This is a genomic window from Lewinella sp. JB7 (assembly GCF_024297185.1).
GTDB lineage: Bacteria > Bacteroidota > Bacteroidia > Chitinophagales > Saprospiraceae > Neolewinella.
The window spans coordinates 79036-104711 of sequence record NZ_JANCTD010000009.1; the positions used below are offsets into that span (position 1 = coordinate 79036).

General features: G+C 58.0%; 20 protein-coding genes. 9 read left to right on the forward strand and 11 right to left on the reverse strand.

All coding sequences use genetic code 11. From position 1 onward, the window contains the following. Window positions 1-31 precede the first annotated feature (31 nt). From NMA52_RS15700 to NMA52_RS15710, 3 genes are read left to right on the forward strand one after another with little or no spacing between them, the layout of a single operon-like run. The gene (locus NMA52_RS15700; protein ID WP_254828650.1) at window positions 32-4168 is read left to right on the forward strand and encodes a DEAD/DEAH box helicase; all 4137 of its coding nucleotides are present in this window, start codon (window positions 32-34) and stop codon (window positions 4166-4168) included. Then, window positions 4161-4907: a 6-phosphogluconolactonase gene (gene pgl, locus NMA52_RS15705; RefSeq protein ID WP_254828651.1), complete on the forward strand. Its 747-nt coding sequence runs from the start codon at window positions 4161-4163 to the stop codon at window positions 4905-4907. The genes NMA52_RS15700 and pgl overlap by 8 nt, the downstream gene beginning before the upstream one ends. 31 nt (window positions 4908-4938) lie before the next feature. Beyond that, a complete protein-coding gene (locus tag NMA52_RS15710; protein WP_254828652.1) occupies window positions 4939-5121 on the forward strand; it encodes a hypothetical protein in 183 nt (60 codons plus the stop codon). Window positions 5122-5230: 109 nt separating this feature from the next. Here the strand turns inward: NMA52_RS15710 and rsmG are convergent, their stop codons facing one another. The 4 genes from rsmG to NMA52_RS15730 are packed head-to-tail and all read right to left on the reverse strand — an operon-like array spanning window position 5231 to window position 8227. Next, entirely contained in the window at window positions 5231-5866 is a 636-nt protein-coding gene (gene rsmG / locus NMA52_RS15715; protein WP_254828653.1) for a 16S rRNA (guanine(527)-N(7))-methyltransferase RsmG, read from the reverse strand. A 12-nt stretch (window positions 5867-5878) separates the two neighbouring features. Beyond that, window positions 5879-6574, reverse strand: coding sequence for an RluA family pseudouridine synthase (locus tag NMA52_RS15720; RefSeq protein ID WP_254828654.1), 696 nt, complete (start codon window positions 6572-6574; stop codon window positions 5879-5881). Window positions 6575-6597: 23 nt separating this feature from the next. Next, window positions 6598-6768, reverse strand: a complete 171-nt coding sequence (locus NMA52_RS15725) for a hypothetical protein (RefSeq protein ID WP_254828655.1) — start codon at window positions 6766-6768, stop codon at window positions 6598-6600. A 43-nt stretch (window positions 6769-6811) separates the two neighbouring features. Further along, the gene (locus NMA52_RS15730) at window positions 6812-8227 is read right to left on the reverse strand and encodes an aldehyde dehydrogenase family protein (protein ID WP_254828656.1); all 1416 of its coding nucleotides are present in this window, start codon (window positions 8225-8227) and stop codon (window positions 6812-6814) included. A 172-nt stretch (window positions 8228-8399) separates the two neighbouring features. Between NMA52_RS15730 and NMA52_RS15735 the strand changes: the two genes are divergently transcribed. Beyond that, a complete protein-coding gene (locus NMA52_RS15735; RefSeq protein WP_254828657.1) occupies window positions 8400-9161 on the forward strand; it encodes a carboxypeptidase-like regulatory domain-containing protein in 762 nt (253 codons plus the stop codon). 106 nt (window positions 9162-9267) lie between these two features. Beyond that, on the forward strand, window positions 9268-11106 hold the full coding sequence (locus NMA52_RS15740) for a hypothetical protein (protein ID WP_254828658.1): 1839 nt from the start codon (window positions 9268-9270) through the stop codon (window positions 11104-11106). 38 nt (window positions 11107-11144) lie between these two features. Here the strand turns inward: NMA52_RS15740 and NMA52_RS15745 are convergent, their stop codons facing one another. Beyond that, a complete protein-coding gene (locus NMA52_RS15745) occupies window positions 11145-12134 on the reverse strand; it encodes an endonuclease/exonuclease/phosphatase family protein (protein WP_254828659.1) in 990 nt (329 codons plus the stop codon). An 85-nt stretch (window positions 12135-12219) separates the two neighbouring features. On the opposite strand from NMA52_RS15745, the gene NMA52_RS15750 reads away from it, so the two are divergent. After that, the gene (locus NMA52_RS15750; protein ID WP_254828660.1) at window positions 12220-13329 is read left to right on the forward strand and encodes a tryptophan 2,3-dioxygenase family protein; all 1110 of its coding nucleotides are present in this window, start codon (window positions 12220-12222) and stop codon (window positions 13327-13329) included. 3 nt (window positions 13330-13332) lie between these two features. Here the strand turns inward: NMA52_RS15750 and NMA52_RS15755 are convergent, their stop codons facing one another. From NMA52_RS15755 to NMA52_RS15770, 4 genes are read right to left on the reverse strand one after another with little or no spacing between them, the layout of a single operon-like run. Next, complete coding sequence (locus NMA52_RS15755) at window positions 13333-13776, reverse strand: methyltransferase (RefSeq protein WP_254828661.1); 444 nt, start codon at window positions 13774-13776, stop codon at window positions 13333-13335. Window positions 13777-13827: 51 nt separating this feature from the next. Beyond that, window positions 13828-14292: a GNAT family N-acetyltransferase gene (locus NMA52_RS15760; RefSeq protein WP_254828662.1), complete on the reverse strand. Its 465-nt coding sequence runs from the start codon at window positions 14290-14292 to the stop codon at window positions 13828-13830. Continuing rightward, window positions 14289-15191 carry a nucleoside hydrolase gene (locus tag NMA52_RS15765; RefSeq protein ID WP_254828663.1) on the reverse strand — a complete coding sequence of 301 codons (903 nt, stop codon included), beginning with the start codon at window positions 15189-15191 and terminating at the stop codon, window positions 14289-14291. The genes NMA52_RS15760 and NMA52_RS15765 overlap by 4 nt, the downstream gene beginning before the upstream one ends. 12 nt (window positions 15192-15203) lie before the next feature. Next, complete coding sequence (locus tag NMA52_RS15770) at window positions 15204-16517, reverse strand: cytochrome P450 (RefSeq protein WP_254828664.1); 1314 nt, start codon at window positions 16515-16517, stop codon at window positions 15204-15206. An 882-nt stretch (window positions 16518-17399) separates the two neighbouring features. Here NMA52_RS15770 and NMA52_RS15775 point away from each other — a divergent pair. From NMA52_RS15775 to NMA52_RS15785, 3 genes are all read left to right on the forward strand, one after another. Then, a complete protein-coding gene (locus tag NMA52_RS15775; protein ID WP_254828665.1) occupies window positions 17400-19835 on the forward strand; it encodes a zinc-dependent metalloprotease in 2436 nt (811 codons plus the stop codon). Between the two features lie 294 nt (window positions 19836-20129). Beyond that, window positions 20130-22766: a DNA gyrase/topoisomerase IV subunit A gene (locus NMA52_RS15780; protein ID WP_254828666.1), complete on the forward strand. Its 2637-nt coding sequence runs from the start codon at window positions 20130-20132 to the stop codon at window positions 22764-22766. Between the two features lie 18 nt (window positions 22767-22784). Beyond that, window positions 22785-22952, forward strand: coding sequence for a hypothetical protein (locus NMA52_RS15785; protein ID WP_254828667.1), 168 nt, complete (start codon window positions 22785-22787; stop codon window positions 22950-22952). Between the two features lie 543 nt (window positions 22953-23495). Here NMA52_RS15785 and NMA52_RS15790 read toward each other — a convergent pair. Together NMA52_RS15790 and NMA52_RS15795 are read right to left on the reverse strand one after the other, a co-directional pair. Further along, entirely contained in the window at window positions 23496-24950 is a 1455-nt protein-coding gene (locus NMA52_RS15790; protein ID WP_254828668.1) for a DUF1499 domain-containing protein, read from the reverse strand. After that, window positions 24943-25668, reverse strand: a complete 726-nt coding sequence (locus NMA52_RS15795) for a hypothetical protein (protein WP_254828669.1) — start codon at window positions 25666-25668, stop codon at window positions 24943-24945. Before NMA52_RS15795 ends, NMA52_RS15790 begins: the two co-directional genes overlap by 8 nt. Between the last annotated feature and the right edge of the window lie 8 nt (window positions 25669-25676).

Consider the following 25676-nt stretch of genomic DNA (forward strand, 5'->3'; position numbering starts at 1 on the left):
TTTAAAACCAGTTAACCCTGATCGAAACTGAATGAACGGAGCCTTCCGCACCACCTGGAAATCTTTAAGCGCTACCGAGCGTGACGTAGCTACCGCAATGAGCATCGTGTACGAGGAGCGTTCCGTTCTTGATCTCTCCCGCCTGCTGAACAAAATCGGTATGCCCCCGCCCGCCGGGGAGTCGCGTTTTACCCACGCCGCCACCGAGGAAATCGTGCATCAGCTCCACAAAGCGGGGATCCTGGTCAAGCAGAGCGATCACGGCTGGCGAATCAATCCCCAGTACAGCGAGGCCATCATGCGGCAGGCGGGCCGCCGCCCCGACTTCACCGTACTGCTCAACGAGATCCGGCGGGAGCTTCCCTACAAAACGTACTGGCAGCCCAGCAGTCCGCACGCCCTCATGCGGGAGATCCGCATCGCCTTTTATTTGCAAAATGAAGCGGGCTTCGACCGGCTGCAGCGCGAAACCGAGAACTTTTACCCGGACCAGGCGCGCACCGGGGTATTCATCGATCCCCTTTTCGCCGAATTTGACCCCCGGTGGGTAGAGAACCTGCTGCCGGCCTGGCAGGAGATCAATATCCGGAATGCTTTCCGTCGGGCGCTTATCGCCATGGAGCCCCTGGATGACCTCATCGAATTCCTCGAACAGCACGAGCACATCCGCGAACCCCAGTCCGGTCCCCTGCGCGAGTTGCTTGCCGAAGCCTTCGTGCTACAGGGTGCGTGGAGCCGACTACAGTTGTGGGCCGATCTGGAAACCAGCGAATGGCGAAGCTCCGCCAATCACCTCATCTACCACGTGCTGCGCGATGACGACGAGGGGGCGAACGAACTGATCGAGGAAGTACGGAAAGGATACCGCAGGGAATACGAAAATAAGTACCCCGCTCACCTTGCCGGCTACCTGTATCTGCTCTCCCTACTTCGCAATGGTGGCGTAAAGAGCGCCGAAATTATCGGCCATCATCTGGATAATATCGATCCGGTTCAGAACCTGCGGCTGGGCGGTACCTACCTGGTGTTCAAAGCCCTGCACGCCTACCTTCGCAACGATGAGGACGGGCAGACCATCGCTCAGCAGGGCCTCGCCCGCACGGAGGCTAATGCCTTTGCCCTGACCTTCGACGCTTTATACCGCTTATGGACCGACAGCAGCGCGGAAATTCCCGCCGCCGAATATCTCCTGAAGCTCGAGAAACTTCGCGAACGCGCCCAGGATAACGGTTACCAGTGGGTGGAAATGGAACTGACGCGCGTGCTTTCCCTCCGGCATCCGGAGACCGAGGCCCGGGAGGCTTACGCGACCCGCGCTCAACAGCTCAGCGATCAACTCCGCATATATTCCCTGGCCGACGCCATGCCCCGTATCGAGCCCTGGGAACGGGCGCTCGAGGTGCTGGTGGGTATGGGGACGCCGGACCGCGGCAACGATAAGCGGAGTAAGAAAACAAGTCGTTTCGTGTGGTTCGTCGACTTCGATAAGCGAGAACTCGAACCCCGCGAACAGACCCTCAGTAAAAGCGGCAGCTGGTCTAAGGGGCGGAAAGTGGCGCTGAAGCGCGTTAAGCAGGGCGACGTGGAGGGCATGACCCCCCAGGATGTCGCCGTAGCAAAGACCATCGAGGAAGATTACAGCCGGTATCACCCCAACGGCAGCTTTACCATCAACTACGAGGACGCCCTGCTGGCCTTGGTGGGACACCCCAACCTCTACCTGAGCAAGAATTCGGCCATCGGCGTGGAACTGGTGCGGCGTAACCCCCAGTTGCTGATCGAAGAGACCAATAACCGACTTCACCTCCGCTTTGCCCAGGACTTTACCGGCACCGGCGTTCAGGTGGTCAAGGAAACCCCGACCCGTTACCAGGTCATCGAGGTCAACGACGGCCACGACCAGATTCACCGGCAGATCGGCGAGGGCCTGGAAATACCGAAACGGGCCCGTCACCGTCTGCTCGAAGTGGCCCGCAACCTGAGTAAGTTCACGGAAGTACAGAATACGCTCGCCGGAGTCATCGATGACCTCGACGAAACGAAGGCGGATTCCCGCACCTACGTCCATCTGTTGCCCGTCGGAGAGACCTTCAAAGTGGAGTTCTTCGTGCGCCCCATTCCGGAAGAAGATCAGTACTTCAAGCCCGGCCGGGGCCGAAACAAGGTGATCAGCGAAGCGGACGGACAGCGACGTCTCGCCGAGCGCGACCTGGCGCGGGAGATCGAACGGGCGGAGGGCGTGATCATCGACTGCCCTACCCTACAGAAGATCGTACACCGCGACTACGAGTGGCAGATCGATGAGGTAGAAGACTGTCTGAATATCCTACTGGAACTGCAACCCCTGCGGGCCATGGAACGCATCGTCCTGGAGCACCCCCGCGGCGAGCGGATCAAACTGCTGGGTAGTGTTGACTTCGGCGACCTGAGCCTCGGCGTGAAGGAAAAGGCCGGATGGTTCGACGTGGAGGGTACCCTGGCCGTCGATGATCAGCAGGTCATCAGCTTCCGGGAACTGATCGAGAAAGTAAGCGAGAACGAGCAGAGCAACTTCATCCAGCTCAGCGAAGGCCAGTACGTGGCCCTCACCGAACAGCTACGCCGCAAACTGCGGGAAATGGAGGGACTCATGTCCGCCAACGGAGAGGGTATGCAACTGCACCCGCTGGCCGGCGGCATGCTGGACGATATCGCGGATCAGCTGGGCGGATTCGAAGCCGACATGGCCTGGCGGGAGAGCCTACAGCGCATCCAGAGCGTCAACCAGACCATGGCCCGGGTGCCGTCGACCTTCCGCGCCGAACTGCGCCCGTACCAGCTCGACGGTTTCCGTTGGCTCATGCGGCTGGCAGACTGGGGCGTAGGCGCCTGCTTGGCTGACGATATGGGTTTGGGTAAGACCATTCAGGGACTCGCCATGCTGCAGGCGCGCGCCGAAGAGGGGCCCGCCCTGGTTATCGCACCGGCCTCGGTGACCCGCAACTGGATTCGGGAAGCCGCTAAATTCGCGCCCACGCTCAATCCGATTCTGCTCGTCGGCAACGACCGGCAGGAGATCATCGACAACGTAGGTCCTTACGATATGCTGGTCGTGAGCTACGGCCTCCTGCCCTTCGAGGGGGATGCCCTGGCGGCGAAGCGCTTCGGAACCATCATTCTCGATGAGGCCCAGGCCATCAAAAACCGGGGTACGAAGCGGAGTCAGATCGCCATGAAGTTGCAGGGGGACTTCCGGGTAGCCACCACCGGTACGCCCATCGAAAATCACCTTGGGGAACTCTGGAACCTGTTCACCTTCCTCAATCCGGGACTGTTGGGGAGCTTCCAGCGCTTCAACGAGAAGTATACCATTCCCGTTACCCGCAACAACGATAACGAACGCCGGCAACAGCTGCGTCGCCTGATTCAGCCCTTCATCCTGCGGCGGCGCAAGGAAGAGGTGCTCGAAGAGTTACCACCGAAAACGGAGGTTACCCTTACCGTTGAACTGTCGCAGCCGGAACGCGCCTTCTACGAAGCCCTGCGGCAACACGCCCTGGAGAGCATCGACGACAGCGAAGGACCGAACCGCCGCTTCCAGATCCTGGCCGAGCTGATGAAACTGCGACAGGCGGCCTGTCATCCCAAACTGGTCGACCCGAACGTCAATATTTCCAGCAGCAAACTGGAACTCCTGGCCGAAACCGTCCAAGAGTTACGCGAGAATGGGCACAAGGCACTGATATTCAGTCAGTTCGTCCGACATTTGAAAATCGTAGAGAACTGGGCCATCGAAAACGGGGTACCCTACCAGTACCTCGACGGCAGTACTCCCGGACCGAAGCGCGACGATGCCGTGCAGGCGTTCCAGCGGGGAGAGGGAGACATTTTCCTCATCAGTCTGAAGGCCGGGGGAACCGGTCTTACCCTTACGGCGGCGGACTACGTTCTTCACCTCGACCCCTGGTGGAATCCCGCCGTAGAGGATCAGGCTAGCGACCGGGCTCACCGGATCGGTCAGATGCGCCCGGTAACGGTGTACCGCTTCGTGTCCGAGAACACCATCGAGGAAAAAATCGTCAAATTGCACGCCGAAAAGCGCGACCTCGCCGACAGCCTCCTGGCCGGTACCGAGCAAAGCGCCGGACTCAGTGCCGATGACCTGCTAGACCTCATTAAGAATGGATAAATCGATGTATAAGCCCAACCTCCACGTTTACGAAGATGGCCCGTCCGTAGCCCGCGCGTTCGCGGAGCATCTGATGCGGAAGTTGGACGAACGTAAGGATGCCCCACTCTACTGGGCACTGTCGGGTGGATCAACGCCCAAACTACTCTTCCGCCTTCTGGCCGAGGAGTACCGCGACCGCATCGACTGGAGCCGACTCCATTTCTTCTGGGGAGACGATCGGATGGTTCCCTACGACGACCCCGAAAGTAATTACGGCGAAGCCAAAAAGCTACTCTTCGATCATGTACCCGTGGTGGAAGAACAGATCCATCCCGTACCCACCGACCTCGAAGCGGAGGAAGCCGCCCGCGCCTACGGGGAAACCATCGCGAGTCTGCTGCCGCAAAACTCCGACGGAATGCCCATCTTCGACATCAATATGCTCGGGATGGGTGGCGACGGACACACGGCGTCCATCTTTCCAGACAGCATGGACCTCCTGACCGACGAACGAATATGCGCCGTGGCCCGCCATCCCGAAAGCGGCCAGTTGCGTGTGACCCTGACCGGACCGGTCATCAATGCGTCTGACGAGGTGATTTTTCTGATTACGGGTGCCTCCAAGGCACAACGAGTCGGTCAAATCGTTAATCGTGAGCACTCAGCCACCGAATTCCCCGCCGCCCACATCAATCCGCCCTCCGGTCAGCTCCACTGGTATTTGGATGAGGCCGCCGCTGCGGAGGTCAGTTACTAAGCATTATCTTTGCGCCTTAACGTATAGCCCCATGACTTCCAAAAGTGCCGTCTCCGCCGAGACTCAGCCCCACACCACCCAGCGGAATTACTGGATCTTCTTCCTGATCTCCCTCGTGATCTTCTTCCTGATGCTGATCTTCATGAACCAGTGGTTCTGGGTGTCCATGCCGTTCATGCTCACCTTCCTGGTGATGGCCCTGGGGTATATGTAGTTTTAATCCCCTTTATAGCATCTGGCCGTATCGAATTGTCCGCTACCCGAGCGTAGCGGGATCGATTTTATCCCAGTCCTTATCTATAGACGGCGATTAAGGGTGATCGTCAGTACTGCAGATACATCACTTCCTTTTCCTCAAAGAAATCTTCCGCGAACCACTTGCCGATCGGGTATTCCTCCACGTAGGCGCGTTTGGGCAGGGCGGCGAGTTCTTCCTTCAGTCCCCTGCCCTTCAGGGCCAGGATGCCGTTGGGTAAGGCGTTGCGCTGCTTGTCGGTGATGAGGCGCAGGCTCCAGTCGGCCAACTTATCGATCTTGGCGACGGCCCGGGTGACCACGAAGTCATACGCCCGCTTCTTCAGTTCTTCCGCGCGTTGTTGTTCGGCCCGGCAGTTGGTAAGTCCGAGAGCGGAGATTACCTCCTGGCATACCCGAATCTTCTTTGCTGTTCCGTCAATAAGGTGGAAATCAACGTCGGGGAACAGGATAGCCAGTGGAATTCCCGGAAAGCCACCACCGGTGCCCAGGTCCAGCACCCGCGTCCCCGCCCGAAACGAAACGACCTTAGCGATCGCCAGGGAGTGCAGCACGTGGTGTACGTACAAATTGTCGATGTCCTTGCGACTGACGACGTTGATCTTGGCGTTCCAGTCGCGGTACAGATCGCCCAGCGCGGTAAACTGTTCCCGCTGTCGTTCCGAAAGGTCCGGGAAATAATTGAATACGGTTTCTACATCCATCGTTCGCGGTCTTTAGCTGCCGGCCACTACCTCCGCGAAGGCCTGCCATACCGGCTCCTCCGGCAGCGGTGCCGTGAGTTCCATCCGACTTCCGCTCACCGGGTGGTCGAAGGCCAGGGTGTACGCGTGCAGGTCGATCGTTTTGCCTTCGTTACCCCGCTTGAAGCCGTACTTCGTGTCGCCCCGTAGGGGGCATCCCAGGGCACCGAGTTGAGCGCGAATCTGGTGTTTGCGACCGGTGTGCAATTTGATCTCCAGTAGGTGGTACCGATCGCTGCTACCCAGGTAGCGGTAGCTGAGCTCGGCGCGTTTGCCGGACTTATCCGACTGGTCAACGACCTCGGAGGTGTTTCCCTTCCCTTCGCGTATGAAATGTACGAGTGTATCGGCGTCCTTTGGCGGGCGTTCGCCAACGATGGCGAGGTAAGTTTTATCCACCGTCCGCGCCTGAAACTGCTCCGATACGGCGGTCTGGGCGGAAGGTTTTTTGCCGAACACTACGACGCCGGATACCGGTCGGTCGAGGCGGTGGATCGGGTAGAGATCGTGGTGGGCGTAGGCGGCACCGATCTGGAGCAGGTTAGCGCTCTTCTTCTTGTCGGGCACTACGGCCATACCGGCGGGCTTATTGAAAGCGATGAGCTGGTTATCCTTATGGAGGACCCAGTCACCGGGGCGGCCGGGGAAACGTCGGGGAGAGTCGGACATGGGTTGGATTTTGCGCCGGGCGGCTACTTCACTTCTTCGTAATCGATGTAATCGTCCCGCTCTTCTTCTTCCGGCGTGATGTCGATGTTGCGGGGCGGCGGGGGGGGCTGTCGCACCTGCTTTTGCATGTGGGTGTACCAGCGGTAACCGCGGTAGGCGAAGTAGATCAGGGCGATGGTGAAGATGAAATCCATGGAGCAAAGGTACGGTGGTATAACGCTTCGGGAACCCGAATGATCAGGACCACCGGTAGATTCGGTTGATAAGCTGTTTGACCTTATCGGTGTAGGGCGGGTAGGCGGCCGAGAGGTCGAAAAACTTGCGCTCCAGCACCGCCCGTTCGTTACTGAAGTCGACCCAGCCGTGGAAGCCGAAGCTTTTGCCGATGCCGCTGTTGTTGACACCCCCGAAGGGCAGGGCGGGATTAGCACTGCCGAGCAGAAACTCATTTACCAGCGTGCCCCCGGCACTCGTTTCCGCCAGCAGGCGCTTGACGGTACGCCGGTTGTTCGCCTGGATGTAAAAGGCCAGCGGCTTGGGGTGACGGCGTATTTCGGCCAGGGCCTCGTTCAGGTTGTTGAAGGTAAGAATGGGGAGGATCGGCCCGAAGATCTCTTCCTGAAGCACCCGCATGTCGGGGGTCACGTCCGTCAGCACGGTGGGCGCGAAGAACAGAGCGGCGCGGTCGTGGGTGCCACCGGTCACCACCTTGGCGCCCTTCGCTACCGCATCGTCCAGCAACGTTTGCAGGTGGTCGAACTGCTTTTCGTTAACGATGCGCGCCAGATCACCGGATTGCCGGGGGGCGTCGCCGTAGAACTCCCGGATCACTTCGGCCAACCCTTGTACGTAGCGGTCAGCGATGTTGTCGTTGACGAGCAGGTAGTCGGGAGCCGTGCAGGTTTGTCCGGCGTTGAAAAACTTACCCCAGGCCAGGTTGCGGGCGGATTTACTTACGTCTACGTCATCGTCGACCACGCAGGGCGACTTCCCCCCCAGTTCCAGGGTCACGCTAGCCAGATTTTCCGCCGCCGCGGCCATCACCTTCTTACCGATAGCGGGGCTGCCCGTAAAGAAGATGTGGTTGAAGGGCAGGCGGGTGAGCGCGGCTGAGGTTTCGGCTTCCCCGGCGACCACCGCCACTTCGTTTTCGGCAAACAATTGCCCCATCATTTCCTGCAGATAAGCCGTGGTGGCCGGGCTGTGCTCCGAAGGTTTCAGGGTGACCGTACACCCGGCCGCGACGGCGTACAGCAGGGGTACGATGGCCAGATTGAAGGGATAGTTCCAGGGGGATATAATGAGCACGCAACCCTTGGGCTCGTAATAGATGTAGTTTGAGGTGCCGATCATGCTCAGGGGCGTGGCCACCCGGCGGGGCTCCATCCACCGCCGCAGATGCTTCGTGATGTAGTTTACGTGGCCGTAGATCACGCCGACTTCGCTCAGGATGGCTTCCACCTCATGCTTACCCAGATCGGCGTGTAGAGCATCGAGCAGGCGTTGTTTGTTTCCCGCGTCGTCCAGATAAGTCAGGATGCGGCGCAGCTTATCCGATCGCTCGCGGGCCGAGGTGCGAGCGAGGGCGGGGGCTCGTTCCCGTTGTTGCTGCAGGATGTACGCGTAGTCGGTAGTGGTTCGGGCGGTTTGCATGACCATACAAACGGGGCGGCGCGCGCGGGAGTTGTAAATTAATGGAGTGCAGCGCTTTATCCACCATTTGAATCCTTTCCTTCTGCTCAAATCTCCTCCGTGGGGGTTGAGGATTACGGTAGCCATACTTTTGGTTACGTTGCTTCCGGGCGTAGCGGTTACTCAGACCACCTTGGCGGGTACGGTTATCAGTTGCGCGGACGGCACTCCCGTGCCTTACCCCAGCGTGTACCTGCGTGAAGGAAACCGGGGCGTGAGCGGGGATTCTCTCGGCCGGTTCCGGCTGGTCTACGCGCCGGCGGCACCACCCGCAAATTTTATGGTGATTTCGTCTTTGGGATTTGCCACGGATACCGTTTCCGTAAGGAGGTTTTTGTCCGGTGACCGCTCGGTCATCTGTCTGACGCCCGCTCCCGCTGCCCTGCCGGAAGTGTCCCTCACCGGAAAGCGCCTGCGGCGGTTACGTACCCTGGGAAACCGCTCCGAATCCCGGACGATCGTGACGGGCTGGTCCGTAGATCCGCGCTCCGGAGCGGAACGGGGCACGCTAATCAAGGCGGGTAAGAACCCGCGCCTCCTCAAAAGGGTAAACATCCACCTTGCCCGCTCTACCTACGACAGTCTCCGGGTACGGGTCAATCTGTACGCCCTACACGATAAACGGCCGGAAACCGAACCCCTTTATGCGCATTACGCTACCGTGTACCTGACGGAAGGCTGGGTGGGCATTCCCCTGGGGCCCGATCCCCTGCCCCTGAAGGACGACGTGCTCCTTACCCTGGAAATCGTCGAGGCCTGGAGTAAACGGGATAAGAACGTACTCCTGCTGTCTGCCGGTCTCTTCACCCGGGGCCTGTACCACCGGGAACACCGGGGTCAGCCCTGGCGGCGTGCGCGAACGGGACTGAGTATGACGGTGACGGTGTGGGAGTGAATAGGGCAGGGCTATATGATGCACGGCACATATTTCCTAATTAATTATACGTAATGCTGCTATAAATTAAAGATAAAACTATATTTTGACCTGAAAATTAGCTTCAGTGAAAATATCGGACATTCTTAACCAGGTCAACACTTTTGAAAAGAACAATTTTCTTAGAGTTATTGATCAGATTATAGTCGAAAAGCCTAAGAATTACAAGAAAGTTGAGAATATATTGAGCCAGATAGATGGCCAAATTAAGAACGCTGATAACTTAAGTGTCGAAAGTGTTTTTGATTTGGTATCTGATGAATATCAGCAATGCATCTACGAGCAATTTCAAAATACTACGAATCAGCTTGACATTGTAGTTGATATCTTAATTCGCGATGGCAATTCTTTGATGAGTCGTGAATGGCTCCTGAAGCTTTACGACAGGGAACTAAAGTCCATTAGGGCAAAAGTAAAGGACCTATTACATCTTTTAGAAGGTGAGGATAGCGAGAGGGTAAGAGACTATCGGATATACCGAAAATGCGTTGAAGTTGCTTACACAAACGATGAGGGGAATAACCGTGATAAAAAGGTGACTGCAGATGAGCAGTCTATTCTAACGGTATTAGTCGATGAACTTGAACTATCCCACGAAGAAGTGAAACTCATCAATTATTCCGTCGTCCCTATCACGAAATTAGATATCGATGAGCTAATTTCTTTTTTAGTTAAAGCGGGAGTAATTTTTTACTCAAAAAAGAGTCATCAGGTATATGTGCCGGATGAAATTGTAGCAATACTTCGAGTAATTAGGGGAAAGGAAGTGCCTGACAAGATATACATGCGAGTATTGAAAGCATTGAAGCCTAGTTGTGTAAATACGGTCGCTAAAAAGCATAATATACAATATAAGCTTTCACCAGAAGAAAAGTATAAGCAGATTATAGCTGAAGGGGTTAATTTTAAAAAAATGTTGTTGCTGGGTATTCACAAGCCAGGAACCACAAAGACCGAACGCAAAAAAGTGCTTAATGATCTTATAGAAAATAAGCTAAAAATAAAGGACCGTATTCCCGGGGCATCTCTGGAGGACAAAATCTCAAACTTTGTTCAATACCTGAATGAGAAAGACAAGGAGGATAATATTAGTATTTCTCTTCATGGGTATAACAAATTGTTGTCAGATTTACATAGTATAATTCCTAAATTTGATTCTATGGTGCGAAGCGAGTTTGAATTGCAGGAATCAGTTGCTCTCGATTCAAATACATTACTAAGACATGGACTGAAACCCTTGGATATTCTGTACATAATTGATCAAGAAGATATAAAGGGATTTTGTACATTTAAAGGCATATCGACGAGGGGCGATGAAATAGTAAATATATTGGATTCATATAGAGATGTGAAAAATCTTTATTTAGAAAATTATATCTCTATATCAAATAGGGATATCAATACGCTTAAAAGCAATAATATACAGATTAAGGAATCAGAGCTTGGTGTTCAGTACGAATTTCTGACAAAACAGATTTTCATTAATTTTAAATTGGATGTGGATGAGAAGCTTAGGGCTCGACTAAATACCTCAAAGGATAAGATAGATATTCTAATCAATCTGGGAAATGAAGAGATAATAATTGTGGAGTGCAAAACGAAAAAAGACAAAAAATTCTCTACGTATAGCTCCGCGTCTAGACAGATCAAAGCGTATAAATCACTAGCGGAGAAGAACGGATACAAAGTTGTAAAAACATTCATCGTAGCGCCATCTTTTTCTGATGATTTCGTGAATGAATGTGGGCTAGATTATGACCTGAATTTATCGTTAATTACATCCGAATCACTAATTGAAATACATGCAGCATTCCAAGAGTCAAAACTCGATGAATTTCCGTATAAAATATTATTAAGAGACGTTTTGATTGACAGCACTCGGGTTGTGAGATCCATTACCAAATAAGAAATAGCAATCGTTTAGAAGTCTGCGAAGAGTTCCCCTTACTCCAACCCAAACTCCGCATACATCGGAAAGTGATCCGATCCGAAGGCGGGCAGGCGCTCCAATGCCACCAGGCGGAAAGCTTCGCTGACGAAATAATGATCCAGGGGCCAGCGCATGACGGGAGAAGTAGCATCGAAGGAGTTGTACAGTCCCCGGCCGAGGCGAACGTTATGCAGCCCGCTTTCGTGCTCGAACAGCCGGGCGGTCCGCGACCAGGACACGTCGTTGAGGTCGCCGGCGACCAGGGCGGGAAGGGAATTCTGCATCACCAGTTCGGCGACCCGTTCCAGCGCGACCTCCTTTTCCCCCCGGTTGTCCGGGTACTCCTTACTGGGAACGGGCGCCACCGGATGCACTCCGTGAAACCGGAACCGCCGGCCCGCGGGAAGGGTGACGGTCGTGTGGATGGACGGGACATCCTCGTGGTTGAAGAACTTAATGTCCGTGTTCTCCAGGGGGTAACGGGAGTACAGCGCCATGCCGTAGGCGTTGTCCGTAGGATACTCGATCCGGTGGGGATAGTCGGCAGCCAGGGAAGCCAACTGCTCCATCCACCAGGCATTCACTTCCATGACGAGCAGCATATCCGGGTTACGACTCCGGACGATTTCCAGGAATTTCGCGTGTTCGCGGTTGCTGATGAGCACATTGGCAATGATCACGCTCACCGTTTCTTCCGGACTACGCTCAGCCGTCGGTACGGTCACCTCGCCTAAGTAATATGGCGAGAGCCGGGTAAACTGAATGGTCGTGGACACGATAAGTCCGGCAACCAGCGCCACGGCCGGCAGCGACCACCGCTCCTGCAGCAAAGGGAACAAGATCAGGCATCCCAGGCCCAGCAGAAAGTACTGCGGCCGGGGGAAATCGAGCACCTTCGTGTACCAGTACGATACGTCGTGGATCAGCGATAGCAAACCGGCAAGGATCACCAGCGTGCTCACCGCAATGATCAGGTAGTATAAAACCTTACGTAGAGTACCCATGCTTCCGGAACGGGGGGACGGATACGATGTTTGTACGACTACCGCGTAGGGGTCACGCACCCCGCCCAACCCTTACCTTAGGCCCATGAGTAAGGCCGACAAATACACTACGATCCACTACCACAATTATCTGGAACTGGATGCCCTGCTGGAGCTCCAGCGCCCCCGCAGCGTCGCGGCTGGCGTGGATGCCCACGACGAGACGCTGTTCATCATCATGCACCAGGTGTACGAACTCTGGTTTAAGCAGATCCTGACCGAACTCGATTCCGTCCTACTGCTCTTCCGCGAGGAACGGGTGCGGGAGGACAACATGCACACCGTCCTGCTGCGCCTGCGACGCGTGACCACCATCATCGACCTTCTCATCGAGCAGATCAAAGTGATGGAAACGATGACGCCCCTCGACTTTCTTGATTTCCGCGACTACCTCTTCCCCGCCTCGGGCTTTCAGAGCGTACAGTTCCGGATGGTGGAAGCTACCCTCGGGCTGCGGGAAGAAGACCGGCTCACCTACCACGGCAAATCGTATAAGATCGTGTTCGACGAGGCGCAGCAGGGCCGTCTACACCATATCGAGTCCGGGGGCAGCCTCTTCGAACTCATCGAAAAGTGGCTGGAGCGGACGCCCTTCCTCCGCTTCCAGGGCTTCGACTTCCTGGCCGCTTACCGCGCCGCCGTCGATCGCATGATCGATCACGAACGTACGCAGATCGAAAACAGTGGACTCGACGCATCCATGAAGGAAATGCGCCTGCGCATGGTCGGCGACAGCAGTACCTACTTCAAGCACGTCCTGGACCGGGAAGAACACGAACGCATGATCGCAGCCGGGGAGGCCCGGCTGTCCTACGATGCCACCATTGCCGCCCTGCTTATCAATCTCTACCGCGACCAGCCTATACTCAATATCCCCTTCAACCTGCTGACGGAGCTGCTCAACATCGACGAGGGGCTCACCACCTGGCGCTACCGCCACGCCCAGATGGTCATGCGCATGATCGGCAACAAGATTGGCACTGGCGGCTCCTCCGGCCACGACTACCTGGCACGCACCGCAGAACGGCATAAGATCTTCCGCGACCTGCACAACATCAGCTCCCTGCTGATCCCTCGCTCATCGCTCCCCGACCTTCCTCCGGAACTGGAGCGCGGACTAGGCTTCTACTTCCAGGGGGATCCGGCGAACGCCTGAGTCCTAGATCCACCGCCGTACCCGCTGCCGGTAGGCGGCGTATTCCGCTCCGAACTCCCGCTGCAACATGTTCTCCTCAAAGGGGATGTACCAGTAGTTAGCCGCCACGAAAAACAATAGGGGACCAACCACCGGTGACAGAGTGCCCAAGAAGACCCATGCCCCGATCAGGCCCATCAGGAAGCCCAGATAGATCGGATTACGGCTGATGCGGAAGAGCCCGCCCCGCAGCAGCCGGCGGGGCCGGCGGAAGGTGTGGATTTCCGTTCGGAAGTGAAGCAGTTGCAGACCGACGGTCACGATCGTTGCCAGACCGGCCACCATGATCACGACGCCGCTGCCCCGACCCTCGCCGGCCAGCAGGTCCGCCAGCGGCAACCACGCGTTCAGGGCCAGCATGAGCAGAATGCAGGCAAAGACGAAGAAGGGGGGAATAATGCGTTGCACGACGGAGAAGGTTGAACGGAAGCCTACGGAAGATAACGGCTTTCGGCGGGGCTAAACCGGGCCCGGGTCCACGATCTTTTCCATGCACACGCTATTTTCCATATCGCGGTAGGGCCCGTAGTTGATGGGCATCCGGTCAAATCCGTACTTATCGTAGAGCCGCAGGGCCGCCGTTTGCCGCTTCCCGGTCTCCAGTACCAAGCGGTGGTAGCCCAGTTCCCGGGCCCAGGCTTCGAGGGCCCGGAGAACGCTGACGGCGATGCCCCGGCCCCGGGCTCCCGGGGCGGTGTACATGCGTTTCACCTCCAGACTGCGGTCGTCGAAGGGCTTGAGGGCTCCGCAGGCGATGGCTTGTCCGTTTTCTTCCACCACGACGACGTACGGGATCTTATCCGATTTGTTGAACTGGCTGTAGAAGGCATGGTCGTCCTGGTCCGTAACGGCGAGGTCCCGGTCGAGGGCGGTCACCAGACTTTGGTACCCCCCATGGGCGGGCGTGGTGCGGATCAGGTTCATTCAGATTGCAGTCGCTGCCAGAAGTCACGGGCCATGGCCGCCTCGTCGATGTCGGTATATACCCACACCCGGCGTTGGGTGTTCTCCGGCGGGGTCATCACCTCTATTTCGGTGGCTTGCTCGGGTTTAAGCAAAGCCTGGAGGGCGGCCACGTCCCACATGGTCCACCGGCGGGCGTCACTGAAGGTTTCCCAGCGGCGTTTGAGGTGGGCGCCGACGGCCCCGCTGCGGTCGAGCCGGGCGAAGGTCGAATCGCGGTCCCACTGGTACTGGATGGCGGTGGAGGTAGGCATGACGTGCAGCTCCAGTCCTTCGGCGTTCAGCAGGTAATTGGCGGCGTTCAGGTCGCGGCGGATGTTGAATTCGTCCTTGTTCCAGAAGCCGCCTTCGGCGTTGTACTGGAAGCCGAGAACGTAGGCTTTGATCCGCTCCTTAATGTCCGGGGCCAACGCGATCGCCGAGGCGAGGTTGGTGGAGGCACCGATGCACATTACGACCAGTTTCTCCGCTCCCGCGCCACCGCCCCTTGCTTGTTCGATGATAAACTGAGCCGCCGGACTATTGCGGGCTTCGTAGCCGCCCCAGGGCATGCCCATGATGCTGTCCGCGCCGAGGGGATGCGGGAGGTCCGTCCGACCGGCGAGTGCCAGCAACTCCTCGTTCAGCACCTGACTCTGGTATACGGTACTATCCCCCGAATAGTGGTGGAACCACTGGGCGGAACTGAGGCCCAGCCAGTCGACCCTCTTCTCCCCGAAGAGGTAGGCGATGGCGTAGAGATCGTCGATCTCGTTGGCCGTATCGGCGTCGAGAATGAAGCGAACCGGGGTATTGGACTGGGCGACGGCCGGCGGTTTGCAGGCGGCCAGCAGGAGCAGCAAAAGGGGTAGGACACGCATGGACCGAAGCTACTACGTTTTTGCCGATCGGGGGGTGATGCGTACGGTCACCGGCCGGTCCTGGTGCAGGGTGACGAAGGGTTTGGGCTCTAGGTCGGGGAGGGGCCCCGCGGAGGTGATATCGTAGTGCCGCAGCAGGTGCCCCAGTAGCAACTGCATCTCCAGCATGGCGAAGTGGTTGCCGATGCACTGCCGGGGTCCGCCGCCGAAGGGAATAAAGCTGAAGGGGTGGCGCTCCCTTTTGCGGTTGGGGTGCATGCGCGCGGGGCGGAATTCTTCCGGAGCGTCGTAGTAGCGCGGGGAGTGGTGAATGCCGTAAATGAACACGCCGATCGTAACGCCGGCATCGAGGGTAAAGCCGCCGGCTTCGTCGGTGTCGAGGGCGACGCGATCCGTGATCCAGGCCGGGGGGTAAAGCCGCATGCTTTCCTCAATCACCTGGGTCAGGTAGTCCGGATCGGGGGATTGCTGCAGTTGGGCGAGTTCGTGGGGGTGGCGCAGCAGAAGCCAGATGGTCCACGCCAGGGCGTTGGCGCTGGTCTCATAGCCGGCGGCGAACAGGATCAGGATCTCATCGATCAGCCGTTGTTCGTCCATCCCCTCTCCCGTGTCTTCGTAGCGGCTGTCGAGCAGCATTTGGAGCAGGTCGTCCTTTGGGGCGGGACCGCGGGAGCCGTGATTGCGCTGGTGAATGTGGTCCCGGATCAGTTGACGACTTTCCGCCGCGAGGCGCAAGTGACGTGCTTCCTGGCCTAGCCAACGTAGCGGACCCCGCAGGAAGGGCAAACGAATGGGGTAAATGATGTATGCCTGCAGTTTATCCAGGATGTAGTGGAGGCGGCGCGTGTCGGCTTCCCCGAAGCCGTCGGTGAACAGCGCCCGTACGATGATGCGGAAGGCGACCTGCCGCGTAAAGGAGAACAGATCGACGGGGCCGCTTCCGGCTACCCGGGCGCATTCCGTTTCGATCACACCCTGCATCTCACCGGTGAGTGCCGCGAGGCGCTGGCGGTGGAAGCCGGGTTGGATGAGGCGTCGCTGCCGGAGCCAGTCGTCGCCGGAGTTGGTGAGGAGCCCGTATCCCAGATACTTGCCCATCTGGCCGGTCTGTATCTCGCTCTTTTCGTAGTTGCGGTGGTTGCGCTGGAGAACGTGGCGGGCGACCTCGGCGTCGCGGGTGAAGTGAGTAGTTCGTGAGCCGCCGACTTCCTGAATAAAGTTGTCCCCGTAGCGATTCAGCAATTCGGTGAACACGGGTATGGGCCGTCGGGCCAGGCGGAGGAGGTGGCGCAGGGTAACGTGGCGGGGGATGCGGGGGGCGTACAAGGGAGGAGGGAGGGATTTACAATATTCAAATTACAATTTACAATTTGCGGGGATGCTCGCTGCGCTCGTGCACCAGATCGAGTGGCCTCTGGTCCGAGACTTTTTCTAAGCCGACCCTGCCCTACCTGCCCGTCTCGCAGGGTCGCCCTGGAAGAGCTCAACCTCGGTACGCGGAAGGGGCCTTAAGGTCGAGTGGCCTCTGGTCCGAGACTTTTTTGAGCCGACTCTGCCCTACCTGCCCGTGTCGCAGGGTCGCCCTACAAGGGCTCAACCTTGGTACGCGGAAGGGGCCTTAAGGTCGAGAGGCCTCTGGTCCGAGACTCTTGTTAAGCCGACCCTGCCCTAGCTGCCCGTCTCGCAGGGTCGCCCTACAAGGGCTCAACCTTACGTCACCCTAAGGCTGAGGCTTTCTAAGCCGACCTTGTCCTAGCTGCCCGTCTTACAGGGTCGCCCTACAAGGGCTCAACCTTACATCACTCTAAGATTGTAGCTTTTTAAGCCGACCCTGTCCTATCCTGCCCGTCTCGCAGGGTCGCCCTACAAGGGCTCAACCTTACGTCACCCTAAGGCTGAGGCTTTCTAAGCCGACCTTGTCCTAGCTGCCCGTCTTACAGGGTCGCCCTACAAGGGCTCAACCTTACATCACTCTAAGATTGTAGCTTTTTAAGCCGACCCTGTCCTATCCTGCCCGTCTCGCAGGGTCGCCCTAGAAGGGCTCAACCTTACATCACCCTAAGGTTGAGGCTTTCCAAGCCGACCCTGCCCTGCCTGCCCACCTTGCCGGGTCGCCTAGCAGGGATCGACCTTCTTTACCCGGTCAATCAGCACCTTGCTCCCGCGTCCCCGCCTTATCTTGTTGCCCGTCCCAACCCCATCTACCGTATGCCGTATTTGCGACCGCTCCTGTTAGGTTTAATTCTGTGCTTCGTCCTTCCGTTAGCCGCCCAGGAAAAGGAGAAGAAGGAGACGCCGACCATTGCCGAGAAAACGAAATCGATGGAACGGCACGACGGATTTTACCCCTACTACTGGAGTGCCGAAGAGGGGAAAGTATACCTCGAAATAGCCCGCTGGAACGAAGATTTTCTCTACGTCAACAGTCTGGCCGCCGGACTCGGCAGCAACGACATCGGCCTCGACCGTAATCAACTCGGTGATACGCGTGTCGTGTTTTTCCGGCGGGTCGGACCAAAGGTGCTACTCCAACAACGGAACCTGGAATACCGCGCCATTTCCGATAATCCGGCCGAGGCCCGGAGCGTGGAGGAAGCCTTTGCCCAGTCGGTGGTAGAAGGCTTCAAGGTGGTTGCCAAGACCGGAGAAACCGTTCTGATCGACCTCACGCCCCTCCTGCTCAGCGATGCCCACGGCGTGGCGGCCAAACTCAAGCGTGGCAAGGAAGGCACCTACAAAGTAAGCGACGATCGTAGCGCCCTGTACCCGGAAAACACGAAGAACTTTCCCAAAAACACCGAATTCGAGGCGTCCATCACCTTTACCGGTGAGCCGACGGGCAGGAACGTGCGTAGTGTAGCCCCCAATAGCGAAAGCTTCACCCTACGTATGCACCACAGCTTCGTAGAACTGCCCGACGACGGCTATACTCCCCGCGTTTTCGATCCCCGCTCCGGCTACTACGCCCGGGGGTACGCCGACTACGCTACACCGATCGACCAGCCGCTGGTTAAGCGCTTCATCACCCGCCACCGACTGGAGAAAAAGAATCCTACGGCGGCCGTGAGCGAACCGGTGGAGCCGATCGTGTACTACCTCGACCGTGGTGCCCCCGAGCCCGTAAAGAGTGCCCTCCTCGAAGGTGCTCGCTGGTGGAATGAGGCGTACGAGGCCGCCGGATACAAGAACGCCTTCCGGGTCGAGGTCCTGCCCGACGATGCCGACCCGCTCGACGTGCGCTACAACGTGATCAACTGGGTGCACCGCAGCACCCGGGGCTGGAGCTACGGATCCTCCGTCACCGACCCCCGCACCGGCGAGATCATCAAGGGACACGTGCTGCTGGGTAGCCTGCGGGTACGCCAGGATTTCCTCATTGCTCAGGGGCTCATTGAAGCGTACGGCCAGGACGGCACCACTCCCGATCCCCGTCTGGAGGAACTGGCCCTGGCCCGCCTCCGGCAACTGAGCGCCCACGAGGTCGGCCACACCCTCGGCCTGGCCCACAACTTCGCCGCCAGTACCAACGACCGGGCTTCCGTAATGGACTACCCCCACCCCTACGTGACCCTGACCGAAGACGGGGAGATCGACTTTAGCCGGGCCTACGCCACCGGCATTGGCGAGTGGGATAAGCAAACGATCAAGTACGGGTACACGGACTACCCCGATGACGCCGCCGAAACGGCCGGTTTGCGGGAGATTTTGGCGGAAAACGAACGACTGGGCCTGCGCTACATCAGCGATCCCGACGCCCGCCCGCCCGGCAGCAGTCAGCCCGAAGGACACCTCTGGGATAACGGCAGCGACCCCGTAGCCGAAATGAATCGTTTGCTCGAACTGCGGAAGGTCGCCCTACAGCGCTTCAGCGAAAAGAATATCCCCGTGGGTATGCCCCTTTCCGAACTGGAGAGCGTACTGGTGCCGCTTTACCTCATGCACCGCTACCAGGTGGAGGCGGTCTCGAAGATGATCGGCGGATACGCCTACGATTACGGCGTGCGGGAAGCGGGTAAGACACCGGAATACAAACCCACCGCCCCGGCGCTGCAACGGACCGCTACGGAAGTCCTGCTGGCCACCCTGTCTCCGGATGCTCTACGGTTGCCGACGAATCTTTACAAGCTCATTCCCCCACCCGCCTACGGATACGGCCGCAATCGTGAGCTGTTCAATACCCGGAACGGCGGCGGCCTGGACCCTCTGGCCATGGCGCAGTCGGCAGCGGATAATACCCTTTCCTTCCTCCTCCGCGCCGAGCGCCTCGCACGGGTGGTCGAGCAGCGGGCACTGTTTGGGGGGGCTATGCCGTCGCTGACCGACTATCTCGACGGTATTCGCGCCTTCACCACCCGCCAGGTCGCGAACAACACGGGTGACGACTACGCCCGGCAACTCGCTCGGCTAGCCGAGCGACGCCTGGTGCATCACCTCATCCAACTCGCCGCGAATAAAGACATCAGCGATGCCGTGGCGGCGGCTGCCCTCTCTCAGCTCAGAAACTATCAGTTGAAAACCGAAAACGGGGCGACGGATCAGGAATTTTACCTCCACCAATTGGTCCGCAGTTTCCTCGCCAACCCGGATAGCTACGAGCCGGTAGCCGCCCCCGAATTACCTGACGGATCACCGATCGGGGATTGATCCCGGGAGCCGGCACGATCACCGTTTCAAACATTTTGTTAGTAAAACGATTTTCATTATCTTCGCCCTCCGGTACGATGCTGCCTCCGGCGGCGGTGTCCGATGCTGCCTCCGGCAGCGGTGTCCGATGCTGCCTCCGGCAGCGAAAGTACAGTGCGGTCTCCGGCAGCGAAAGTACAGTGCGGTCTCCGACCGCGATGGTAAAAAGCGGTCTCTGACCGCGAGAGTTTAATGCTGCCTCCGGCAGCGAAGTAGTAAGCGGTCCAGCGACCGCGCTAAGTCTTAACCGCAGGAATGGAGAATCAACACGGAACAGAAACGAACGGCGAGGTCACCGGCCTTAAGGGAATGTACGAGGACTACTTCCTCGACTACGCCAGCTACGTCATTCTCGAGCGTGCCGTACCCGCCATCGAGGATGGTCTCAAGCCCGTACAGCGCCGCATTCTTCACGCCCTGAAGGAAATGGACGACGGCCGCTACCACAAGGTCGCCAACGTGATCGGCCAGACGATGCAGTACCACCCCCACGGGGATGCCGCCATTGGCGACGCGCTGGTCAATATGGGGCAGAAGCACCTCCTCATCGACCCCCAGGGCAACTGGGGTAATACCCTGACCGGAGATTCCGCCGCCGCCAGTCGCTACATCGAGGCGCGACTGACCAAATTCGCGCTGGACGTGGTGTTCAATCCCCAGACCACCGAATGGCAGCTGAGCTACGACGGGCGGAAGAACGAGCCGGTCAACCTGCCCATGAAGTTTCCCATGCTCCTTGCCCAGGGAGCGGAGGGCATCGCGGTTGGTCTGAGTACGAAGATCATGCCCCACAACTTCCAGGAGCTGTGTAAGGCCAGCATCAAGATATTGGAGGGGAAGAAGGTGAAGATCTACCCGGACTTCCCCACCGGCGGTACGGTGGACGTGAGCGACTACCAGTCCGGGAAGCGGGGTGGGCGCATTAAGATTCGTGCCACGATCGAAAAGATCGATAACAAATTCATCGCCATCCGCGAGATCCCCTATGGACTGACGACCCAGACCCTGATCGACAGCATCATTAAGGCCAACGATAAGGGTAAGATCAAGATCAAGAAGGTGGTTGATAATACCGCCGCCGAGGTCGAACTGCTGATCGAGCTGGCACCGGGCATCAGCCCCGACGTGACCATTGACGCGCTCTACGCCTTTACCGGCTGTGAGCTTTCGGTGTCGCCCAACGCCTGCGTGATCATCGAAGGCGATAAGCCCCATTTTGTTACCGTTGAGGAAATACTGCAGTATAACACCCAGCAGACTAAGGATTTGCTGCGGCAGGAACTCCTCATCCGGCAAAAAGAGCTGGAGGAGAAGATCCACTTCGCCAACCTGGAGAAGATTTTCATCGAGCAGCGCATCTACCGGGACATCGAGGAAGCGGAAAGTTTCGAACAGGTGCTGGAGCTCATCCGTACCGGCCTGAAGAAGTACGTTCGCGAACCCGAGGAGAAGAAAAAGCGCAACGACCAACGCCTGCTGCTCCTGCGCGACATCAGCGAGGAGGACATCACCCGTCTTACCGAAATTCGCATCAAGCGAATCTCCAAGTACAACAGCTTCAAGGCGGACGAGCTGATGGTGAAGCTCGAAGAAGAACTGGCGCAGGTACGCCACGACCTCGCTCACCTGACGGAGTACACCATCAGTTGGTACCAGGGGCTGCTCGATAAGTACGGTAAGGGGCGCGAACGCAAAACGACCATTTCCACTTTTGAAAAGGTCGAAGTGGCCGCCGTTGCCGCTAACAATACCAAATTGTACGTCAACCGCAAGGAAGGATTCGTAGGGCAGGGCCTTAAGAAGGAAGAGTTCGTATGCGACTGCTCGGACGTGGACGACATCATCGTTTTCCGGCAGGACGGTACCCTGGTCGTGACCCGCATCGCCGACAAAACATTCGTGGGCAAGGATATTATCCACGTCAACGTGTGGAAAAAGGGCGATGAACGCACTACCTACAATATGGTGTACCTGGACGGGAAGACCGGCCGCGCCATGGCCAAGCGATTTAACGTAACGGCCATTACCCGTGACCGCGAGTACGACCTTACCAAGGGCCATAAGGGGTCGAAGCTGCTTTACTTCAGTGCCAACCCGAACGGAGAAGCCGAGATCATCACCGCGCAACTGAGCCAGTCGTCGAAGGCGCGGCAGAAAACCTTCGATTTCGATTTCGCCGATCTTGCCATCAAGAGCCGCGGAGCGGCGGGCAACATCATGACCCGCTACCCCGTCCGTAAGGTCACGCTAAAGGAAGTCGGAAAGAGCACCCTCGGCGCGATGCGCGTATGGATGGACGAAGTGAGCGGCCGACTTAACCTTGACGAGCGCGGACAGTTCCTCGGCGGATTCGATACCGGCGACTTACTCCTGGCGCTCTATAAGGACGGCAGTTACGAGCGGGAAGAACTTGACCTCACCCGTCGCTACGACCCTTCTAACCTCTACTACATCGGAAAGTACGAGGAAGACATGGTTGTCAGCGCGGTGTACTTCGAGGGAGAACGCGGCGTGACGCTGGTGAAGCGGTTTAACATTGAAACCAGCTCCCCGGGACAGGCTTTTAGCTTCCTTACCGACCACAAACAGACCAAACTCTACCTGGCCTCCGTGCATCCCAGTCCGGAGGTGTCCTACGCCTGGCGGGAAAAACGGGAGAAGAAGGAGCGCACCGTCAAGCTGTGGGAGTTTATCGACGTGAAGGGGTGGAAATCACTCGGTAATCGCCTTCACGACGGCAAACTACTCTCCGTGAAGGAACTGAATGACCCCTTTCTCCCGACGGAAGAAGCCCCCGACAATAAGAAGTCTCCCAACGGTACGGCTAAACTGAACGGAAAGGGAGGTAAGGATTCCATTAAACCCGGCGACACGATCGAACTGGATTTCTAGCGGACGTATCTTTACTCCATGGGAAGACAGTCGACCAGACACCGCTACCGTAGTCGGGGGGAAAAGAATCGCCGCGTGGCCCGGGCCGTTCGTTTTGCCCTGCTCGGTCTGCTCATCCTCTTCATCTTTCTACTGATCAAGCACGGGGATGAGTGGTGGGCTTACTACCGCACGTATTTCTACTAAGGTCGGGGCGTTGCACGCCGAGCTACTGGACGATTTCAGATCGAGCGGCCACCGGTCCGGGACGCTTCACCACGGATGGGCACGGATCGAACACGGATGTTAGGTCGAGCGGCTTGTAGCCCGAGACGGGATTTAGGGATGGTTTCACCACGGATGGACACTGATGGCTCACGGATCTTCTTAGGTTGAGTGGCCACCGGTCCGAGACGCTTCACCACGGATGGGCACGGATCAAACACGGAGATGAATGTTGCAAGGTTAAGCGGCCACCGGTCCGGGACGCTTCACCACGGATGGGCACGGATCAAACACGGATGTTAGGTCGAGCGGCTTGTAGCCCGAGACGGGATTTAGGGATGGTTTCACCACGGATGGACACTGATGGCTCACGGATCTTCTTAGGTTGAGTGGCCACCGGTCCGGGACGCTTCACCACGGATGGGCACGGATCAAACACGGAGATGAATGTTGCAAGGTCGAGTGGCCTCCAGTCCGAGACGCTTCACCACGGATGAGCACGGATTAAACACGGAGTCTGCCGGCTCACTCTTCTTTCATGGCCGCCACTACCTTAGCCATGCGCCGGCTGTTCACGCCGAGATCGCTATGCCCCACCCGACTGGCGCTGCGGTAGTCGATCACCTTTCTCTCGGCATCGATCAGAAATTCGACATCATCGATATAGGGAATGGGCCAGGTCCGGAAGGTGTAATGCAGGTAATTGCCGTCCTCCTCGAGGAGCGTAGTGCGCGACATTCCGCCCACCACCCGCTTCAGTTTCTCCCGGACTTCCTGCGCCGTGCCGGTAAAGGGAATAGGATCACGTTTTTTCTTTGTCTGGGTGGATTGCGTACTTACGCAGTTGGGTGAATCGGGACAGGGCTTGAGGGTTCTTTGCGACACGGGATCTTTTGTGGGTGCAAGGGTGCCGTGTCCGGTTTTGTTCGTCGGGTTTTCGGCGAGGTACATAGAAGATACGACCGCGTCGTCGTCGAGCGCCCGGACTTCGGCGGCGAGTTTGAGACCCTCGGCGGTTGTTGTAAAGTGGAGTAGCCCGTAATTGCGCTCGGTGACCAGCGGTCCGATTCGCTTGTCGTTTGTTTCGCGGGCATTCTCGTAGGCATGGGTGAGCCCGCTGGAAGTCATTTCGTAAATAAAGTAGTCGCCTACGCTATCCCTCGTAAATTCCGCGAGGTGGCGGTCGCCGCTGAGCAGCAGGGGAAGAGCGGGACGCACTTCCGCCAGGAGTTCGAGCAGTCGCCTGCGGGCGGTGGGAAAGAGGGCCCACTTTTCGTAGCCGTGATCCGTAGGTAAAACCTGAATACTGCTTGCGATGAGGTGGGCCTTTGCCGTGCTGTTGCGCAGTTCGTCTTCCAGCCAGGTCCACTGCGCCTCCCCGAGGATATCGCCATTCTCATTGGGGCCGTAGCGGTGGCCGGACTGAAGGGGGGGAGCCAGCGCGTCCCGGAAGTAGCGGGTGTCGAGCAGGATCACCCGCACATCGCCGATCGAATAGGCCTGATAAGTGCCCGGGCGGTGGCGTACGTCGGCAGCGGCGGGTACTCCGAGGAAGTCCATCATCAGGGCCTTCGCCTCGTCCTTCGCGACCCACTCCTTGCCGGCGTCGTTTTTGCCGTAGTCGTGGTCGTCCCAGGCACCGTAAATGACCGGGGTGGCCGCTACGAAAGCGGCGTATTCCGGCGACTGGGTGAGCGTGGCGTAATCCGCGGCCATCCGCTCCATATTATCCGTATCGGAGTAGATATTATCGCCCAGCCAGAGCCACGCTACGGGGGTATGGCGACCGATCGTGGTCCAGTATTCCTGCGACTCGTCCTGTCGGTTGCAGCTACCGAAGGCGATGGTGGTGGTGTCTATGGCCGGTTCGACGAAGCCGATAGTCGGAGTCATTTGCTCCGAATTTCCGGCCTGGACGTAGAGGTAGGCCGTGAAGCCCGCCACGAGAAAGATCAATACGTAAAGGGCCGTTTTAAACATACCGCCGCCGGACCAGGTCGATAAATTCGCGGGCCGTTTCCTGGCGATCCTCGTCCGTCCAGTGATGGTGTTGGGCCAGGTCCGCCAGCTGGGGGCGGGCGTTGGCGAAACTGCCCTTCAGGTTGAGCTCCTTCAGGGCCTGGTTTAGTTCGTCGTTGTTGCCGAACAAAGTGTTGGAAAAGAGTACGCGGTTGTTGATGCTGAGGGCGCGGGTGAGGTCATTGACCTTCGGCTGCATACGCCGGTTGGAAAAGCCGTTGGCCTCTACTTCCTTGAACAGGGCATCGACGTCGGGACTCAGGTTCGGTTGGGGCGCGGGTTGCGGCGGGTTGGGGGCGGGGCGGTTGTGCTCCGGCGCGATCTTGGCCGTATGGGTAGCGTAGGCGGGGGCGGGCGGCGGTGGCACGGGTGCTTCGGGCACCGGCGGCGGCGCCGGCGGGGTTTCCTTTACCGGCTCCGGCGCGGGCTTAACTTCCGGCTCCGGCGCGGGGGGCGTGGGAGTCGGCGGCGGTGCGGGGGGCGTGGTTTTCTCCAGTTCCTTCCGTACACGCTGCTGGGACTCCCCGGCATTGAGGTACAGATCGTAAAGTTCGCGGAGGTAGCCAAGCATCAGGTCGCGCTCCAGGGTGGAGGGGCCGCTCTCATCCTTGTCCAGTTGTAAACTGTGGTGCAGTGCGGTGATGCGGCTAAGAATGCGATCTGCTTTGGACGGAGACATAGGCTGGC

Coding starts and splice junctions, on each gene's coding strand:
- NMA52_RS15795 (WP_254828669.1), bottom strand. CDS start 25,668: ATGTCTCCGTCCAAAGCAGATCGCATTCTTAGCCGCATCACCGCACTG.
- NMA52_RS15745 (WP_254828659.1), bottom strand. CDS start 12,134: ATGGGTACTCTACGTAAGGTTTTATACTACCTGATCATTGCGGTGAGC.
- NMA52_RS15760 (WP_254828662.1), bottom strand. CDS start 14,292: ATGAACCTGATCCGCACCACGCCCGCCCATGGGGGGTACCAAAGTCTG.
- NMA52_RS15785 (WP_254828667.1), top strand. CDS start 22,785: ATGGGAAGACAGTCGACCAGACACCGCTACCGTAGTCGGGGGGAAAAG.
- NMA52_RS15730 (WP_254828656.1), bottom strand. CDS start 8,227: ATGCAAACCGCCCGAACCACTACCGACTACGCGTACATCCTGCAGCAA.
- NMA52_RS15790 (WP_254828668.1), bottom strand. CDS start 24,950: ATGTTTAAAACGGCCCTTTACGTATTGATCTTTCTCGTGGCGGGCTTC.
- NMA52_RS15750 (WP_254828660.1), top strand. CDS start 12,220: ATGAGTAAGGCCGACAAATACACTACGATCCACTACCACAATTATCTG.
- NMA52_RS15720 (WP_254828654.1), bottom strand. CDS start 6,574: ATGTCCGACTCTCCCCGACGTTTCCCCGGCCGCCCCGGTGACTGGGTC.
- NMA52_RS15710 (WP_254828652.1), top strand. CDS start 4,939: ATGACTTCCAAAAGTGCCGTCTCCGCCGAGACTCAGCCCCACACCACC.
- NMA52_RS15780 (WP_254828666.1), top strand. CDS start 20,130: ATGGAGAATCAACACGGAACAGAAACGAACGGCGAGGTCACCGGCCTT.
- NMA52_RS15725 (WP_254828655.1), bottom strand. CDS start 6,768: ATGGATTTCATCTTCACCATCGCCCTGATCTACTTCGCCTACCGCGGT.
- rsmG (WP_254828653.1), bottom strand. CDS start 5,866: ATGGATGTAGAAACCGTATTCAATTATTTCCCGGACCTTTCGGAACGA.
- NMA52_RS15765 (WP_254828663.1), bottom strand. CDS start 15,191: ATGCGTGTCCTACCCCTTTTGCTGCTCCTGCTGGCCGCCTGCAAACCG.
- pgl (WP_254828651.1), top strand. CDS start 4,161: ATGGATAAATCGATGTATAAGCCCAACCTCCACGTTTACGAAGATGGC.
- NMA52_RS15775 (WP_254828665.1), top strand. CDS start 17,400: ATGCCGTATTTGCGACCGCTCCTGTTAGGTTTAATTCTGTGCTTCGTC.
- NMA52_RS15700 (WP_254828650.1), top strand. CDS start 32: ATGAACGGAGCCTTCCGCACCACCTGGAAATCTTTAAGCGCTACCGAG.